General features: G+C 59.9%; 11 protein-coding genes and 3 pseudogenes. 5 read left to right on the top strand and 9 right to left on the bottom strand.

Features of this window, described 5'->3' with window-relative positions:
* Positions 1-438: 438 nt before the first annotated feature.
* The 3 genes from P775_RS14585 to P775_RS14590 all read right to left on the bottom strand — a co-directional run bounded on the left by P775_RS14585 (position 439) and on the right by P775_RS14590 (position 2,247).
* Positions 439-1,335, bottom strand: a complete 897-nt coding sequence (locus P775_RS14585) for a DMT family transporter (protein WP_099911685.1) — start codon at positions 1,333-1,335, stop codon at positions 439-441.
* A gap of 78 nt (positions 1,336-1,413) precedes the next feature.
* On the bottom strand, positions 1,414-1,548 hold the full coding sequence (locus tag P775_RS28540; RefSeq protein ID WP_218967704.1) for a helix-turn-helix domain-containing protein: 135 nt from the start codon (positions 1,546-1,548) through the stop codon (positions 1,414-1,416).
* A 15-nt stretch (positions 1,549-1,563) separates the two neighbouring features.
* A complete protein-coding gene (locus P775_RS14590; protein WP_218967705.1) occupies positions 1,564-2,247 on the bottom strand; it encodes an AraC family transcriptional regulator in 684 nt (227 codons plus the stop codon).
* A 237-nt stretch (positions 2,248-2,484) separates the two neighbouring features.
* Between P775_RS14590 and P775_RS29900 the strand changes: the two genes are divergently transcribed.
* The 4 genes and pseudogenes from P775_RS29900 to P775_RS27630 all read left to right on the top strand — a co-directional run bounded on the left by P775_RS29900 (position 2,485) and on the right by P775_RS27630 (position 7,852).
* On the top strand, positions 2,485-2,814 hold the full coding sequence (locus P775_RS29900; protein ID WP_425439913.1) for a glutathione S-transferase family protein: 330 nt from the start codon (positions 2,485-2,487) through the stop codon (positions 2,812-2,814).
* Positions 2,765-3,847 (top strand): annotated as a pseudogene (locus tag P775_RS14600) (IS91 family transposase); the annotation flags it as partial. The gene P775_RS29900 and the pseudogene P775_RS14600, both read left to right, overlap by 50 nt.
* A 932-nt stretch (positions 3,848-4,779) precedes the next feature.
* A complete protein-coding gene (locus P775_RS14610) occupies positions 4,780-7,263 on the top strand; it encodes an excinuclease ABC subunit UvrA (RefSeq protein WP_099911691.1) in 2,484 nt (827 codons plus the stop codon).
* Positions 7,264-7,594: 331 nt separating this feature from the next.
* Complete coding sequence (locus tag P775_RS27630; RefSeq protein WP_143520916.1) at positions 7,595-7,852, top strand: hypothetical protein; 258 nt, start codon at positions 7,595-7,597, stop codon at positions 7,850-7,852.
* Between the two features lie 66 nt (positions 7,853-7,918).
* On the opposite strand, the gene P775_RS28985 is transcribed toward P775_RS27630, so the two are convergent.
* The 4 genes and pseudogenes from P775_RS28985 to P775_RS14630 all read right to left on the bottom strand — a co-directional run bounded on the left by P775_RS28985 (position 7,919) and on the right by P775_RS14630 (position 11,336).
* The gene (locus P775_RS28985) at positions 7,919-8,305 is read right to left on the bottom strand and encodes an FCD domain-containing protein (RefSeq protein ID WP_245875703.1); all 387 of its coding nucleotides are present in this window, start codon (positions 8,303-8,305) and stop codon (positions 7,919-7,921) included.
* Positions 8,191-8,649, bottom strand: a complete 459-nt coding sequence (locus P775_RS28990) for a GntR family transcriptional regulator (protein WP_342749654.1) — start codon at positions 8,647-8,649, stop codon at positions 8,191-8,193. Before P775_RS28990 ends, P775_RS28985 begins: the two co-directional genes overlap by 115 nt.
* A 632-nt stretch (positions 8,650-9,281) precedes the next feature.
* Positions 9,282-9,914, bottom strand: a pseudogene (locus tag P775_RS14625) (tyrosine-type recombinase/integrase).
* A gap of 129 nt (positions 9,915-10,043) precedes the next feature.
* The gene (locus P775_RS14630) at positions 10,044-11,336 is read right to left on the bottom strand and encodes an MFS transporter (protein WP_099911688.1); all 1,293 of its coding nucleotides are present in this window, start codon (positions 11,334-11,336) and stop codon (positions 10,044-10,046) included.
* Between the two features lie 750 nt (positions 11,337-12,086).
* Between P775_RS14630 and P775_RS14635 the strand changes: the two are divergent.
* Positions 12,087-12,571, top strand: a pseudogene (locus P775_RS14635) (IS6 family transposase); the annotation flags it as partial.
* A 275-nt stretch (positions 12,572-12,846) separates the two neighbouring features.
* Here P775_RS14635 and P775_RS14640 read toward each other — a convergent pair.
* Positions 12,847-16,212, bottom strand: coding sequence for an error-prone DNA polymerase (locus P775_RS14640; RefSeq protein ID WP_099911689.1), 3,366 nt, complete (start codon positions 16,210-16,212; stop codon positions 12,847-12,849).
* On the bottom strand, positions 16,209-17,537 hold a 1,329-nt coding region (locus P775_RS14645), incomplete at its 5' end, for a Y-family DNA polymerase (RefSeq protein WP_099911690.1). The genes P775_RS14640 and P775_RS14645, both read right to left, overlap by 4 nt.

The raw sequence follows: 17,537 nt of genomic DNA on the forward strand, positions 1-17,537 counted from the left end.
GAAGACGGGGGATGTCGCCAAGTCTGCGATGTCCCCCTGCCATCAGCCTCAGAGAGGCTGAGAATCTCCACCAATACAATACCAGCTCCCTCCAGCGAGCCTCTGGTTCACCCAGAAAATGATGCAGTTGAGGTCGGCTTCTGCTTTTTATGCCAGCAGCGCAGCACGAAACTTACCCAGATCAGGTTGAAGGGCTGAGTTTGCAATGGTGCGCAATGCTGCCGCTCAAGCTCAGCGCACTTCAGGCATTTGATGAGCGCACAAAGGTGGCTTCTGTTATCTTCCACAAACCTTCAACAACTGTATCGATTTTGAACGGGGTTTGTGGCTGCGTCAAACGAGACGGTTTGCATATGTGCCAAAAACGAGCGTTTTAGCGCGCTCTCAAAGGTCTTTTTTTCGGACCAAGCGGTCTTAGGTCCTTTTACCCCTTATGAATTAACGCTGCCTTCCGCTCGCGATGCCGAGAAATGTGCATGCAACGATCAGCCCTGCACCGCACAGCGCTGCGGGAGTGGCGGGCTTGGATAGGAGTGCCCACGCAAGCGCGAAACCGAACGGCGGCTCGGTTCCCATCAGAAAACCGACACGCGTCGGGCTGGTGCGACGAACTGCCATGTTCTGCACATAAAAGGCTCCGACCGTGCAAAACAACGAGAGAAAAACAATCGAAGCCCAGCCATTCATATCCGCTCTGACCAGAAGCCCGATTGGCCCAGACTGTGCGAGAAGTAGTGCCAGGACCAATCCCGCAACAGTGGCGGCCTGCACCGCGGTCAGTGCGGCGGAAGAAAGGCGGCTACCCTCCATCAGACGCTTGGTCGATACCACCATCACCGCCCGCAGGCCGGCGGCGCAAAGAACCAGCAGATCTCCGAACCCGAGTGCCCCCAATCCACCCGATAGTACCATGACGCCAATCACTGCGACCATGCCGCCACACATAATTCCGGCAGGAGGTAGCCTGCGCTGCAGCCCAAACTCGAGGAAAGGCGTAAAGATCGTGCAGAGTGAGATGATCAGCGCCGTGTTTGTGGCTGTGGTCATCGACACACCCCATGTCTCAGCGAGGAAAATTGCGCTGAGGATGCCTCCAAGCAGCGCTCCTGCGCGAAGATCCGCGTAGCGTGCTACGCGCAGGTCGTGGAAGGCCACCGCACTCATGACCAGCGCGGTCAGAATAAAGCGGTAGAAGATCAGCAAGAGCACCGGCATATACTCCAGCGCCTCCTTGGCGACCGGGTAGCTTGCCCCCCATACAACTGCCACGCCCAATACGGCTAAATCCGCCCAAAGCGTCGTGCGCCGTGCCGTGATACTTTCTAGTGCCGCCATCTTGGTCCTTGTACTCCGTATGAAGTTACGACGAGTTAGGCCATGCGGCGTATCGCAATATAGAATGAAAACGCGGTGTCAGCCTTTAGCAAAAGCGGCGGGGGTGATGCCGACAATCGCCCGGAAATGGCGACCCATGTGGCTCTGGTCCGCAAATCCCGCCTGCGCCGCTGCTTCTGCCGAGGTCATGCCCGCACGAAGCAGGCGCTTCACTAGCATCATATTCCTTTACAGATGCCAAGCATGAGGAGGCAGGCCTGTGGCGTGCCGAAAAGCATCAATGGTCTGCCTGCGGCGCAGGCCGGTGATCCGGCACAGATCCTCCAGCGAGACATCCTGCTCAACGCAGCTGTCAAGGTAATCCATCGCATCCGCAATCCGCCCTTTTCCTTGCCGTTCGGGGGCGGAAAACTGAGGCATCAGTTCGCGGAGTAGCATACCAATAAGCGTATCGAGCGCCACTTCGCGCGACAGCCGCTGAACCGATAAATGCAGAGTCTCGTGGAGGATAGAAAATCGCCGTGCCAGATCGGGCCGAGCGTGGAAAGCCGCGCCAAAATCAAGCGTTTCTGTAGGAGTATGCCCTGTCATGTCCTCCAGAAATGCGCCAATCTCCGGCTCAGGAATATAGAGCATCCGCTGTCGCCAGCCGACCTCGCTTCCTGCACCACCATGATGGACATCGCCCGGACGCATCGTAACCACCGAACCCAGTGGCACTTGGTTCATCTCGCCACGACACCAAACAGCGTGAATGCCGCCGTCGATTACCCCGAAGATATATTCGTTGTGAGCATGTGGTTTGAACCTCTGCTTCAAATAAGATGCAGAACTGGTTTCGATACCGTAGAGATCGGGCTGGGACCGTAAAGCCACCTGTTCGCGGCTCAGTTGTAGTTCTATTTTTTGCAAGACATAACTCTCCAGTCGTCGGCTTGGCCCTTAGTGTTAAGGCGATATCGCGTCAAATTAAGCAGTGTTACATTTGTCTCTAACCTTACTTTCGATATGCCGGTCCAGACTGTTCAAAAACCACCCAGACCGTGTGGAAACGCACCTCCCGCGCCGTACAAAATGGCCGCGTCGATTGCCTATATGTATTTCGGACGGCTCTGACAGTTTGGGCTCCCCAAGCCCCGTGGACCGCCTTTGTGGTGCGATTATGGGACGGTTTTAGTCGAAATTGGCGGGCAAGAGCCCCCATCAGGCGCTGATGGCGCGCATGAGGCCAACCATGCCGACAAGGGTCAAGGCGCGGCGGATATTCTAGAAAGTGGTCAGGCCGAGGTCAAACGTAAGACATACAAGACTCTTGCCGGTCACTATGATCGCATGAACGGCATTCTGAGCGATAACGGCGGCGAATGGTATCTCGGCAAGCGCTCATTTGCTGACACATTCCTTTATGTGCTGACGCGCTGGATCGCGCGGGCATGTGGCGGCCTGCACCAAATGCGATCACCATCACATTGCATATAACTCGTGCAAAAACCGGCACTGCCCTAAATGTCAGGGACCAGCAGCGCGCGACTGGATGGCGGCGCGGGCGGAGGATCTTCTTCCCGTGGAATATTTCCATATGGTCTTCACCCTTCCGGCAGAGATTGCCCGGATCGCATATTGGAATAAGAGGTCAGTCTACGGCCTGCTATTTAAAGCATCTGCGCAAACAGTGCTGACAATTGCAGCTGATCCCAAGCGTATGGACGCTCGAGTTGGTATGACCAGTGTCCTACACACTTGGGGGTCGGCACTAACCCATCATCCCCACATCCACATGATCGTACCCGGCGGCGGCCTGTCGCCAAGCGGCAACCGCTGGGTCGCCTGCAAGCCAGGGTTCTTTCTGCACGTGCGGGTTCTGTCACGGCTTTTTCGCCGATTGTTCATTGAAGGGCTACTGGCGCTACATCGCTCAGGGGAATTAGTCTTTTTTGGTGATCTCGCTGAGCTATCAGAACCTCAGGCCTTCACTACGTATCTCGCGCCATTGCGTAAAATCGAATGGGTGGTCGTCGCGCCGGAGGCGCGTCTGCGACACGACGCCAAGCCACCCTTCGGTGGGCCCGAAGCCGTGATTGCTTACCTCAGCCGGTACACGCACCGCGTTGCTATCTCGAACAGCCGCCTGATCAGTGCCGATGCCAACACAGTCGCGTTCCGATGGAAGGATTATCGTGTCAAATCAGGTGGCAAACGTGCCGTCATGCGCCTTTCGACATCCGAGTTCATCCGCCGTTTCCTCATCCATGTGCTTCCGGACCGGTTCCACCGCATCCGTCACTACGGCCTGCTCGCCAGTTCCGGGAGAAAGGCCAATATAGCAAAGGTTCGCGCCTTGCTCGGCGTTCAAATCGCCGAACAGAATAGTAACCCGCCAGTCACCAATGCTATTCCGCTCACACTTCGCGAGCCCTGCCCCGGTTGCGGCGGGCAGATGCGCATCATCGAGACCTTTCTGCGCGGCCAGAAACCGCAATCCCGCGCACCGCCCAGAAAGGTCGCCGCATGACGAGATGCACGTCACCGATCAGAGACCACTCCCTGAACTGCATCACATTCAGGGCCGGTACCGGCTTGGCGGAAGGAAAATTGACGACGACAAACGCGCGCAAACTGATGCCAAAGCCCTCCGAAAAAGACGCCCAAGGGCACAAGTTCATGCAAAATAATGCAACGCACTACCATCTCGCAGCGCCCCCGGCTGAACTGGCTTGGAGCTTTCCCCATAGCGCGCGCCCAGACCACACGGCTTCCTCCTAGTCACGTTTCCTTACGCGGGCCCACCTCGCACCAAGAGGAAAAGCCGCGCCCAGGCCCGCATCGAAAAACCTTAAACGAGGACGACATCGAACATTAAAGGTCTGCTTTCCAGCGCGGTAGCTCGAAAGCAGACCGAAAACTTTCGCCAATAGCGGACCTAGCTTCCTCGCGCAGCGATGAACTGGAAGGGCTCAGAGCTGCCTTGCGGCAGTGCAGCACGAGTTCATCCTCCAAAAACCGCATCAAGGAGCACATCATGCGGCGGTTGCCAGCCCTTTCGCGACATTCGTACCTAGCGCAGCGAAATCGATGCAGCGGGCGCGAGATCCCGAGGCCAATTTCCCGAAAGCGGTCGCTCGGCCGGACGACACAGCCGATTCTTATGCAGCAGGCCGCTCGACCGGCAGAGTTGAGTAGATCTGGGTAAAGATAATGCCGCGAGTGCGCATTTCAGCGATCTGTCGCTCGTGATACTTTGCCACAATGAACTCGCGGAATAGGTTCTGGCCAAGCGTCAGGACCAAGCCCCCACAATCAGTGGGGGTTTTAATGTTGATCCATTGTGGTAGCGGAAGGCGATCATTCAAGGCTACCACCAATTGCCAAAACAGCACATGAGGTCATCAGATCACCCAGAGCATAAGTAAACCCGTTCCCGATGATCGTGAGAATTGTGTGCAGGTGCGGGGCGCGCGTGTTCACAACCTCAAGGACGTCGATATTGACATACCGCGCAACGCGCTGGTCGTCTTCACTGGGATTTCGGGCTCTGGGAAATCTTCTCTGGCCTTTGGCACGCTATTCGCGGAATCCCAGCGACGGTTTCTTGAGTCCGTCTCCCCCTATGCGCGGCGGTTGATAGATCAGGTCGGCGAAGCAGACGTGGATAGCATCAACGGGCTCCCACCGGCCGTCGCCTTGCAGCAGCAAAGGGGCACCGCATCAGCCCGGTCGTCGGTGGGCACTGTCACGACGATCTCCAACGGTTTGAGGATGCTGTATTCCCGTGCTGGTGAATACCCAATGGGGCAGTCGATCCTCTACGCAGATGCTTTTTCGCCCAACACCCCTGACGGAGCCTGCCCGCGTTGCCACGGCATCGGGCGCGTGTTCGACGTGACGGAAGACCTGCTGGTCCCCGATCCGACCTTAACGATCCGCACCGGTGCTATTGCCGGTTGGCCCCCGGCCTGGGGCGGGCAGAACCTGCGCGATATTTTGATCTCTCTGGGGTACGACATCGACACACCTTGGCAAGATCTGCCACGCGACACCCGCGACTGGATCCTGTTCACGGACGACACCCCCGAGGTAGCGGTCTATGCGCGGATGACACCGCAGGAAACGCGACGGGCGCGGGAAGAGGATCGCTCGCCCACCTACATGGGCACCTTCACCAGTGCGCGGAATTATGTGTTGAAATCCTTTGCCACGACGCAAAGCGAGCGCACCAAAAAGCGCGTCTCTCAGTTCATGGATATTTCCGTCTGTCCGGCGTGCGACGGCAAGAAGCTGAAACCCGAGTCGCTGTCGGTCACTTTCGAAGGGCTGGACATCGGACAGATCTCACGGCTGACGCTGAACGATCTTGCAACATTGCTAAACACCGCAGCGGACCGGGATCCGGTGGCGCATGACATGAACCCCGAAAAGGCAATCGTTGCGCAACGCATCACCCGCGACATCATGGCCCGCGTGGCAGCTCTGACGCGCCTTGGCCTTGGCTATCTGTCGCCGGAACGGAATACTGTCAGCCTGTCGCCGGGGGAATTGCAGCGGTTGCGACTGGCCACGCAGATCCGGTCGCAACTCTTCGGTGTGGTCTATGTGCTGGACGAGCCGTCAGCGGGCCTCCATCCCTCTGATACCCAAGCCTTGCTGGGTGCATTGGATGACCTGAAAGGTGCTGGCAACTCTCTCTTTGTGGTCGAGCATGACGTCAGTGTCATCCGTCACGCCGACTGGATCGTGGACGTCGGTCCCGACGCGGGCACCGATGGCGGCACTGTCGTCTACAGCGGCCCGTTCGATGGCCTGCGCGGGATCGAAACCTCGCACACCGCGCGGCATCTGTTTGATCACGCCCGCGCGGGCGATCGCACCCCCAGAGAGCCGAAAGGCTGGCTGCGTCTGGCAGGGCTGATCCGGAACAACCTTTACGCGGTCGATGTCGATCTACCGCTGGGGGTTTTGTCAACGGTGACGGGCGTGTCAGGATCTGGCAAGTCCAGCCTTGTCAGTCAGGCGCTCGTTGCACTCGTGGGTGACGCCTTAGGGCAAAAGCGAGCGGCGGAGACCACTGACAACGAACCGGAACTGCTGGAGCAGGAACTGGATACCCCGACCGATGGCCACATCGTCGATGGCATGCAGCATATCCGGCGTCTGGTCGTTGTGGATCAGAAACCTATCGGCCGCACGCCGCGGTCCAATCTCGCAACCTACACCGGCCTGTTCGACCATGTGCGCAAGTTGTTCGCCGCAACAGCGGAAGCGCGGGCAAGGCGCTACGACGCCGGACGTTTTTCCTTCAACGTGGCCAAGGGCCGCTGCCCGAACTGCGAAGGTGCTGGTTTCGTCAGCGTCGAACTGCTGTTCCTTCCCAGCGTCTATGCGCCTTGTCCGGTCTGTCGCGGGCAACGCTACAACGACGAAACGCTCGACATCCGCTATAATGAAAAGACCATCGCAGAGGTCCTCGATCTGACGGTGGAGCGGGCGCACGACTTCTTTGTCGACGACCCCGCAATCATTCGCGCGATCGCCGCCTTGCGTCAGGTCGGCCTTGGGTATCTGCGCCTTGGCCAACCCGCGACAGAACTGTCCGGTGGCGAGGCGCAGAGGATCAAGCTGGCAACGGAACTACAGCGCGCACAACGCAGCGACACGCTTTACGTTCTGGACGAACCCACGACTGGTCTGCATCCAGCGGACGTAACCCTGTTGCTGGCGCAGCTCGATCGGCTGGTCGACGCGGGAAATTCCGTCATCATGGTCGAACACAACATGCTTGTCGCACGGCGTAGTGACTGGGTTGTCGATATCGGCCCCGGTGCTGGCAACGAAGGCGGCAAGGTTGTGGCACAAGGCCCCCCGGCAGAGGTGGCCCGCTCTACAAGCAGCAAAACAGCCCCCTTCCTTTTTCCGACGACAGAAGCGTCATAGTAAAAACTCAAACGTGGCGTGTTGTGAGAGGATTGCGGTGCTGGCGTAAGCAAATCTCCGGTATGGACGGCTATGCCATACTAGTGTTCTGAGCCTGACATTTCCTACCTGTTTCCCCGGATTTGATCCAGTGCGTCCAGTGCGCGGCGTTCGCGGGCAAGGATGTCCTTTGCGCTCTTCTTCCACCTGAAGGGCTTGGGCGTCTCGTTGTGCTGCGCGAGATAGTCATGGATCGCGTTCTCCAGGTCATCGACGCTGGAATAGCTGCCGCGTCGGGTGCGCCTCGATGTGATCTCGGCAAAGAAACGTTCGACGAGGGTCGGATTTCTACATGATGCGAAACAACGCACCATTTCAAAACAAGGCGATCACCGAGCTGGCAGTTTTTGGCGGGCTGATCCACTCTGACGAACTGGATATCGACTATCGCGCCAAGACGATTCAGGTGGGGTCACGGTCTGCCAACACCGTCGCAGACATGTTGGAAACGGTCAGCGACGGTGATCAGGTCACAGTTCAGGATGGGGCCATCGTGGTCACCGCCGCAGACGGTCTGCGGCGCGAGCGGTACGAGGTGTTGTCGAACTGAACTTCAATTTCTAAATGAAAAGCGGCCTCCGACCATCCGGGCGGGGGTCGTTTTCGGAATTGACCTTCAGGCTTTGAGGGCGACAGGTTCGAACAGATATCCGTCGAACCCCGGATCATCCACATCTGACAGGGCCATCAGCGTGTTTCGCACATTGTCCAGATGAGTCCACATGGCGTGTCGCGCGCCAGCCGCATCGCGGGCCTGTAGCGCAGAAAGAATCGCCTGATGATCGGCAAACCAGGCTTGCCGATAGGTCGTTTCGAAAATGCGGCTGTGTAACTTCGCCCACATCGGGCTGCATTCCCGGCGGCACCACAGATCCTCAATGACGTCGATCAGGACGGAATTCTGCGTCGCCTCCGCGATAAGGCGATGAAAAAGGCGGTCACCCTGATAGTTGCCGCCGCCAGATGCAAGATCGGAGCGCTCCATCTTAAGTGCCTCGCGCATGCGCTGAATATCAGCATCGGTAACCTTGCTGGCTGCAAATTCGCTATGTCAGCCTCCAGCACCTGGCGCGCCTGAAGTAGCTCGAATGGTCCGATATCATCGCGGCGTATCATATTGGGCATAAATGCATTGGCGCAGATATATATGCCCGATCCCTTGCGGACTTCGACCGCACCTTCGATCTCCAAAAGGATCAGCGCTTCGCGCACAAGAGATCGTGGCACGTTCAAACGATCGGACAAGGCACGTTTAGGCATCATCCGCGCACCCACGGCAAGATCTTCCGCGTGGCTCAAATCGCGGATTGCACTTGCGACTTCCTGATATTTTCGACCGATTGCCACATGAAGTCCTGTTTTAAAGTTTACAGCCCAATGCAAAGATTACTGAATCCAAGGGCCGCTATGACCGATCATAATGCGCATCAGGTGGGCTGTGTCAAATATCGGGCTGCTAACCAATGCTTCTATCGACGCAGTTGCCTGATGCTTGGTCCGCAAGAGAAGTAAGAGGTCCTGCCGCATGAAAAAGGGCAGATTTAGTCACGTAGCACCCGGGCCTGATCGGATCGACGCTGGAAAGAAAGCGTACTTGCTGACGTCGATGGCTGCAATGTCCGCTGTTGCGACTGTCCACCCAGCAAAATGCTGCGCGCGCCGCCACTGTCTCCTTTTGATAGCGGCGTAGCAGCTTGAAACATGGGCGGCCGCGGTCGAAAGGCTGAGTTTGCAACTCCTTCTTCTGCGCGCAACTGCCCGTCGAGCAGCCTGCAGCATCACAGGCGGGGGGATCACCAGGCCGAGCGTCGGCTTCCTGGAAGGCAGCCTCGGGATCTCGCGCCAGCAGCAGGGCGGGCACTGCGCCGGGCATGAATGTCCGAGAAGGCTTGGAACCGGTAGCCTGTCAGAAACGCTGCGAGCGGCGGCCTCCCGGCTCGTGCCGTTTTAGGGATCGACCGGGACGCCGGTCCCCTGCTTTAGATTTCCACACCTTCCGAGATCGTCAGCGCGTCCTCCAGGTCAACGCCGAGAGAACGGACAGTACTGTCCATTTTTGTATGGCCGAGGAGAAGCTGAACAGCGCGCAGGTTCCCGGTTTTGCGGTAGATTTGCGCAACCTTAGTGCGAGGCATCGAGTGTGTGCCTTAAGCGCTAGGTTCAAGCCCGATGGACGTCACCCATTCCCGAACCAACCGGGCATATTGCCTGGTGGAAATGTGGGCTCGATCATGCAAGCGCCCCGGCCACAGGTGTTCTCATCCAAACATCTGCGGCGATTCAATCCACGTTTTCAACGATGCCCGCGTCCCGGCCGTGATCTCGAAACGACCCGGCTGAGAGGTCTTGCTTTGCGTAATCGCGGCCCGCTCCTTCACCTGGCCAGCGGTGTAGATATCCGCGACACGCAGGCGTATCAGATCGCAACCTCTCAACTTGCTGTCGATCGCCGTATTGAACAGCGCGAGGTCGCGATGGCGCTCTGCCAGTTGGAAGCGAACTCGAATTGCCCAGACAAGTTTTGGCATAAGGGGACGCTTCTGCCCTACAAGGCGGCCTGTGTTCCAAGCTGCATGGCGGGCCCGGATGGCGGGAAGGTTTGCAGTCGTCATGGCGGATTCTCCAATCCGCCCCATCCCACCGCAAAACCGGCACCGCGCAGGTGGGCACAAGAGCACGCTGTGCCGTCGCAAGTCAGTTGCTCGAGCCTAGATTGCCCGATGCTGCGTGACGCACGAATGTCAGCTATCGGCTTCTACGGCCAGGCGTTTGACCAGCATCAAGGCCAGGATCACTGCAATGAAAAGAAACGCCGCCCCGACAATCCACGCGAAAGGTGTGGAGTATATTTCAGCGACGGCTCCGGCCAACGCCAGACCCAATGCGGCCCCCAACTGTTGTATCAACGATCTCAGCGACAGCATGGTCGACCGCTGACGATCTTCTACGCAGCGATGCAGAATGCTGCTGGCGGGTGTTTCGCTGACACCAAGGATCACGGAATACAGGATGAAAACCGTCACAAAGCCGATAATACCGCCTTGTAATGCCAACGCGATCTGAACGCCCGCCAAGCAAGCAAACGTCGCAGCCAGAGTCATGGCGTGCCGCCGCCTGAAGAGCCGGCTGATGCGCGGAGACAAAGATGCGCCAAAAGCGATGGAGAAGAAATAGATCGCAGTCACCGCACCAATGACGGTGTTTGCGTAATCTTCATCCAACATGGGCTTTGCATGGGTCGGCCAGATGACCTCGACCGGGTTGGTCGCCATCAGAAAGAACGCCAGTGATGCCAGAAGCATCGACAATGCAGGATTTTTGAGGGCGAGATGGCCCGCGTCCTTGATCACCAACGGAACGTTAGCGAACCCCTGTCTGAGTGCGCCGGGATTCATCGGACGTGGTTTTTCGACAATAGCCAACATGGTGAAAACAAATACGCCCAGCATCACACCAAAGCTTGCTGCATAGGACACATCATAGATGCTGAAACCGAGTCGTTCTGCGACGGAGCCCCACATATCGGGCAGAAGGCCTCCGAGGACGGCACCAATGGCCAAACCGACAGCATTGGCCCATTGCGCTTTGGCCAGAGCGGGCTGGACATCCACGTTTGGCGCGGCGGCCTTGAACGTTTCGACAAACCACGCATCAAGCGTGCCCGACCTGAGCGCCCGCCCAAAACCGATGAACGCAAATGAGAGTGCCAGAACATAGAAATCGCTGGTTGAGAGAAAGAGCGCGAGCGAAATCAGGCTGGCGACGACCGCCATCAGAAAGACCGGCTTGCGTCCAACACTGTCGGCCAAGCCGCCAAAAGGCAGTTCCATCGCCATGGTCGTGAGCGAGTAGACCCCGAAGAGAAGCGAGATTTGCAAGAGGTCCATGCCTCGGTCAGTCAACGCCAAAGCAACAACGGCAACCGTCAATCCCATCGCAAAACGGTCAAGGAACTGGTGTATCTGAAACACGCGGATGTGCCGTCGGGCCGAACCGGAAAGCGCTGCGAAGGAAAACTCTGTTTCGGTTGCCATGCTTGCAACTTCAACATTGCTGCCGCGATGTACAATACCTCAGCTGAGCTGGGACCTATCCGGCGCAAACCATAACGGCCGTTCGAACAATTCCAGCGAAAGCCCGTTCCGTCCGCACTTTTGCCGGTCGGGTATACTTGAATGATGCAGCTGCAGCGAACGGCGACTTCTGCGCGCGGCATCGCAGCAAGAAACGTCACCCGATCTCGTCAGAAGGCTGAGTTTGCAAAGGCGGCCCCTGCGCACCTCTGCCGGTCGAGCAGCCTGCAGCATCACCGATTGATCCAAAAGCGCTCGGAGCGTCAGCTTCCAGGGATCAGCGCACTTGATTGTGCTACTGCAGCAAAGCGGTTGCTGCGCCTGGCATGAATGTCGTGAAAGGGCTGGCTGCCGCCTCATGCCCACACGCCACAACCCGGCTGTGTCGTTCTTCGCTGAAAATTTGGGCGCTGCGCCGCCGCAAGTCGGGTCAGCGCCCTCCTTGCTGGATGTTGCGAGGTTCACGAATGGCAGCTTTTGCGACATGGCTTTAAGCGACTGGATTGTTGGTGAACGTCATATCCCGTTCATTGCGAGTCCGGCAAAGACCAAGACGCCAACAGTCAAGTGTTGCCGCCTGCGTGCTTTCCAGAGAAATGGCGACCAAGACGTCTCGCCCAATCATGCAGGCGTTTTCCATGACCGGACGGTCTATGCGAAATACATGGTCGTATGTCCGTGAAACCACATCCGCAATCGGCCCCAAGGTTGCCGACCGGTCAATCATGGCGGATGGATGAAACCTATATCAAGGTTAAGGGCAAGTGGACGTATCTCTATCGAGCGGTCGACAACAGCGGCAAAACCATTGATTTTATGCTATCTGAGCGTCGCGATGAAACCGCCGCCACCACGTTCTTTCGCTAAAGCCATCGGCAAAAATGGCTGGCCCGACAAGGTTGTCATCGACAAAAGTGGGTCGAACGCGGCGGGGGCTGTTCAAGATGAATTGCCTACTGGTTATGAATAGCTGGTGCTGGTTGATCGACGTCCTGCAGGTGAAATATCTCAATAATATCATTGAGCAGGACCATCGCTTTATAAAAAGGATTACGCGCCCTATGCAGACCTTTAAATCGCTCAATTCAGCGGCAGCCACTCTGGCAGGCATCGAAGTCGCTCACATGATCCGTAAAGGGCAATTCGACAGATCAGGGCTGTCCGGCTTCGCGCAGTTCGGCCAGCTGGCGGGATAGTTGCGTCCAGCAGAAGTCTCATCTCGCTTCACCCGAAAGTTTGCGACAGAACCCTTAGGTGATGGGTTCATGATGCGACCCGCATGACAAAGACAGGCTTGTTCGCAGGTGTTTTGAACTTTTCGGTCGCGCAACACTCTTCATCGAGCCCGGAGATATCGATGTCGCGGTCTCAGATGGCATTGAACCACGCAGGTATTCAGTCACTGGCATTTGCCGAAGCGGGTCTCAACAGTCGCCCCATCACTGCGAACACCCTCCGGAGCAGTCAGTCCCTAGTGGAAATCCCGGCTCGGGAATAGCTTTTTGGCCTGCTCGCGCGGGTGGCGGGCGTTGGACCTTGCGCTGCCTGCAACGGGGCGCCGGGTCTCATCGGCGCGGCGGTCATTGGAGTCGATGATCCCCGAACGGCCCAGGGTGGCAAGCAGGTGCGAGACATCCTCGACCCTTTCGGCGATGAGATGTGTGACCGGGCCGTCACGTTCGATCCGCCCGCTCACACGGACCAGACGCCCGGCGATCACCGCCTTGCGGTAGGTCTCGTAGATATTTTTCCAGACAACGATGTTTGCCGAGGCTGTCTCGTCTTCCAGCGTCAGAAAGATGATACCTGAGGCGGTGCCGGGGCGCTGGCGTGTTATGACAAGGCCGGTCACGGTGACGCGGCCCTGTGCCTGTGCCAGCCGATCATGAGGCAGGCTTTCCGGAAGGCGCGGCCGCAGCAGCTCCATCGGGTGGGCGCGCAGGGACAGGCGCAGCGACAGGTAATCCTCGATGACCTCCTGGCCCAAGGTCATTTGCGGCAGGCAGACCGTCGGCTCTGTGCCGCCCTCGCCGTCCGGGCCGAACAGCGGCAGCGGCGCAGGGGCTTTCAGGGCCTTGGCGGCCCAGAGTGCATCGCGGCGGGACAGGTTGAGGGCGGCAAAGGCGTCCGCTTCGGCCAGACGTTCCAATGTGCCGGAAATCACCCCGGCCCGGCGCCAGAGACTTTCAACATCGGGATACCCGTTGGCTCGGGCCGCGGCGATCCATCTCGCGTCTTCCTCACGCATCCCCTTGATCTGCCGGAACCCCAGCCGGAGCGCCAGCGCGCCGTCGGGGCGGGGTTCAAGCGTGCAATCCCACAGCGAATGGTTGACCGAGACGGGGCGGACTTCGACGCCATGCTCGCGGGCGTCGCGCAGCAGTTGCGCCGGGGCGTAAAATCCCATCGGCTGGCTGTTCAGCAAGGCGCAGGTGAACACCGCCGGGTGGTGGCATTTCAGCCAGGCCGAGATGTAGACCAGTCGTGCAAAGCTGGCCGCGTGGCTTTCGGGAAAGCCGTAACTGCCGAACCCTTCAATCTGCGCGAAGCAGCGGATGGCGAAATCGGCATCATATCCCCGCGCCAGCATGCCGCTGACGAAACGGTCGCGGAAACTGCCGATGGTGCCCATGCGCTTGAAGGTGGCAAGGCTGCGGCGCAGACGGTCTGCCTCGGATGGCGTAAAGCCTGCCGCCACCACGGCGATCTGCATGGCCTGTTCCTGAAACAGCGGCACGCCATACGTGCGGCCCAACACCTCCATCATCGCAGGTCCCAGATCTTCGACCGCTTCGCGCCCCATGCGGCGGTTTATGAAGGGATGCACCATGCCGCCCTGAATCGGGCCGGGGCGCACGATGGCCACCTCGCACACCAGATCATAGAATGTGCGGGGCCGCATCCGGGGCAGAAAATTCAACTGCGCGCGGCTTTCCACCTGAAACACCCCGATCGCATCGGCGCGGCACAGCATGTCATAGATCGGCGGGTCCTCGGGCGGGATATTGGCCAGGGTCCAACTCTGCCCGCGATGGTCTTGCAGCAGGGTGAAGGCCTTGCGGATGCAGGTCAGCATCCCGAGCGCGAGGATATCGACCTTGAGCAAGCCGAGCGCATCGATATCGTCCTTGTCCCACTCGATGATCGTGCGATCCTCCATCGCGGCATTCTCGATAGGGCACATCTCATCAAGGCGCCCGTGGGTGATGACAAACCCGCCGACATGCTGCGACAGATGCCGGGGGAACCCGATGATCTCGCCGATCAGGCGGGTGGCCAGCTGGACGCGGCTGTCATCGGGCGACAGGCCCGCGTCGCGCAAACGCTCCTCTCCCGGTGCCGCCGACGACCAGCCCCAGATCTGGCCCGACAGCCGTGCGATCACATCCTGCGACAGGCCCATGACCTTGCCGACCTCACGGATGGCGGCACGCGAGCGGAAATGGATAACCGTGGCGGTCAGGCCTGCGCGCTCGCGGCCATAGCGCTCATAGATCCACTGGATCACCTCTTCGCGGCGTTCATGCTCAAAATCCACATCGATGTCCGGGGGCTCGCCGCGTTCCTTGGAAATGAACCGCTCAAAGATCAGGGTGATCGATTCGGGGGGCACTTCGGTGATGCCCAGCAGATAGCAGACCACCGAATTCGCCGCAGATCCACGCCCCTGGCACAGGATGCCCTTTGATCGGGCAAATTGTACGATGTCATGCACGGTCAGGAAATAGGGCGCATAGGCCACCTCGCGGATCAGGGTCAGTTCCTTCTCGACCCGGTGGATGATCTTGGGCGGAGGGCCTGAGGGATAGCGCCAGTGAAGCCCTTCGCGGGCAAGGCGCGCCAGCCGGTCTTGCGCGGGCTCGCCGTCCTGCGCCTCGTCAGGGTATTGGTAGCACAGATCGTTCAGCCGAAAGGCGCAGCGATCAGCAATCTCCAGCGTGCGGCGAAGAGCGGCGGGGTGACGGTGAAACAGGCGCGCCAGATCCGCCCCCGACTTCAGGCGCCGCTCGCCATTGGCCAGCCGCCGCATGCCGATGGTGTCGATGGTACAGCCTTCGCGCAGGCAGGTCAGCACATCGACCATGGGGCGGCGGGCGGCGCGGTGCATCAGCACGTCGCCAACGGCAACCATCGGCAGGTTCGCCGCCTGAGACAGCCGCGCCAGCTGATCGAGGCGGTTCTGGTCGCGACCGTCATACCGCGGTGCCGCCCCGAGGAAACACTGGCCGGGAAACTTGCGGGCGATACCCAGAAGGTCACTGCGGGTGCTCTTTGAGTTGGGATCGTCCAGAGGGTCTGGCGGAAGGGCGATCAGGATCATCCCCGCGCCCCAGTCTGTCAGATCGCTCTGTTGCAGATGGCAGTCTCCCTTGGGCGCACGCCGCTTGCCCAGGGACAGCAGCCGTGTCAGGCGCGACCAGGCCGCCAGATCCGTCGGCAGGGCGAGCCATTCCACGGCGGTGTCGCTCAGGACCAGACGCGCGCCCGCGATCAGCTTCGGCAAGGGGGCATCCGACAGGGCCAATGCCCCGGTCTCGCCCGTGAAATGCGGCACTGTCTGGCGGCTGGAATGGTCGGTCACACGCTGCGAGCGGATGCTTGGCCCGTCCTGTGCGCTCGTGGCCTGCTCTTCCTCTCTCAGACGGGTCAGTTCCTTCAGCGCCGAAAATGCGCGCACCACACCGGCCACCGAATTGCGGTCGGTGATGGCGATGGCGGCAAGGCCCAGCTCGGCTGCCCGCGTCACAAGCTCCTCGGGGTGGGACGCCCCGGTCAGAAAGGTGAAGTTCGACGTGACGCAGAGTTCGGCATAGGGCTGGAAGGTCGGGCCGCTCATGCGAATTCCCCCTGCACATACCAGTTTTGCACCCCGGCGGCCCCGCTCCAGCCCTGCACCTGTGGCGTTACGAACAGCCAGAGCCGTGGGCCTTCCTGCGTTTCGATCCGCCAGTAGTCCCGCAGGCCCGATCGCCAGGCGGGGTCGTCAAACCACCATTCCGGGGTGATACGCTCCGGGCCTGTCGCGCGCAGCGTGGTGAACCGCATGCGCCGCCAGCGGAAACTGGCAGGTGGGTTGCCAGAGGCGGCTGTCACCGGCTCTGGCGCAAACAGCGTGATCGGTCGCAGCGTCCCGGCATGCTCCCGAATGGGCTCTGGGGAGGCGTAGGCCGCAGGGGCAAGAAGGAAGCTGCGTTCGGGGATCCGGCTTTCGGCGGGCAAGAGCCGCAGCACCCGCTCAAAGCCGATGCGATTGCCGACGGAAGAGAGAAAGTCGGCCAGCGCATCCTCATGACGGATCGTTGGACCCCCGCCAATCTGCACTGGGGCAAGGACCTCGCTCACGGGGGCGCTCAGCCGCAGGGCGTCGATGCCAAACCCGGCGTCGATCTCAGTGACGCCCCGGGCAAACAGGGCCGCGATACGGGCCGGGTCATGCATCGGGCGGGCGAGGCCTATCTCGACCTGTGCCGTGCCACGATCCACGCGCCGCAGCTCCAGGCGCAGTCTGCGCGCCCCCATCCCGTGCAGGGCAAGCTTGGCGCACAGGCGCTCCAGCAGACGCTCGAGCCCAGCCATAAGGTCAGATTGCAGCCCGATGGGCTCCGGCAGGGTCATGCGCACGCCGAAATGCGGGGCCTCAGCCTCTGCAGCAACCGGTTCTGCCCGTCCCCCAAGCGCCTGATCCAGCCGCAAGACCAGTCCCGGGCCAAACCGCCGCGCCAGAGGGGCACGCGGCAAATGGGCCAGATCGGCGATGCGGGACAAACCAACCCGGGCCAGAGCCTCGGCCGTATCGTGCCCCACACGCAGCGCCGCGATCGGCAGATGTCCGATCCCCTCGACGATCCGCCCATCGGCCACGATTCCCCCGCCATGGCGCGCCAGCGCATAGGCCGCACCGCGCGTACCGGCGATTGCACTGGCGGCATGCAACCCGGCCCGTTCCAGCCGGGCATGCAGGTCGTCGCGCAGCTCCGCCTCCCCACCGAAGAGATGCGGCACGCCTGAAACATCCGCCATCAGCCCGTCCGCACCGTCGCGCGCCACCATGGGGGCATATCGGCTCGTCCAGCGGCGCAGGCTGGCAAGTGCTGCGGCCTCGCGCGCGAGGTCCGCCGGGCGGGTCGCGAGGTCCGGACAGATGGCGCGGGCATCGGCGAG

It is taken from the genome of Puniceibacterium antarcticum (genome assembly GCF_002760615.1).
Taxonomy (GTDB): domain Bacteria; phylum Pseudomonadota; class Alphaproteobacteria; order Rhodobacterales; family Rhodobacteraceae; genus Puniceibacterium; species Puniceibacterium antarcticum.

Bases quoted from the DNA above. Each gene is read 5' to 3' on its own strand.
- P775_RS14630 (WP_099911688.1), bottom strand. From the start codon at position 11,336: ATGGCAACCGAAACAGAGTTTTCCTTCGCAGCGCTTTCCGGTTCGGCC.
- P775_RS27630 (WP_143520916.1), top strand. From the start codon at position 7,595: ATGATGCGAAACAACGCACCATTTCAAAACAAGGCGATCACCGAGCTG.
- P775_RS28985 (WP_245875703.1), bottom strand. From the start codon at position 8,305: ATGCGCGAGGCACTTAAGATGGAGCGCTCCGATCTTGCATCTGGCGGC.
- P775_RS14640 (WP_099911689.1), bottom strand. From the start codon at position 16,212: ATGAGCGGCCCGACCTTCCAGCCCTATGCCGAACTCTGCGTCACGTCG.
- P775_RS14585 (WP_099911685.1), bottom strand. From the start codon at position 1,335: ATGGCGGCACTAGAAAGTATCACGGCACGGCGCACGACGCTTTGGGCG.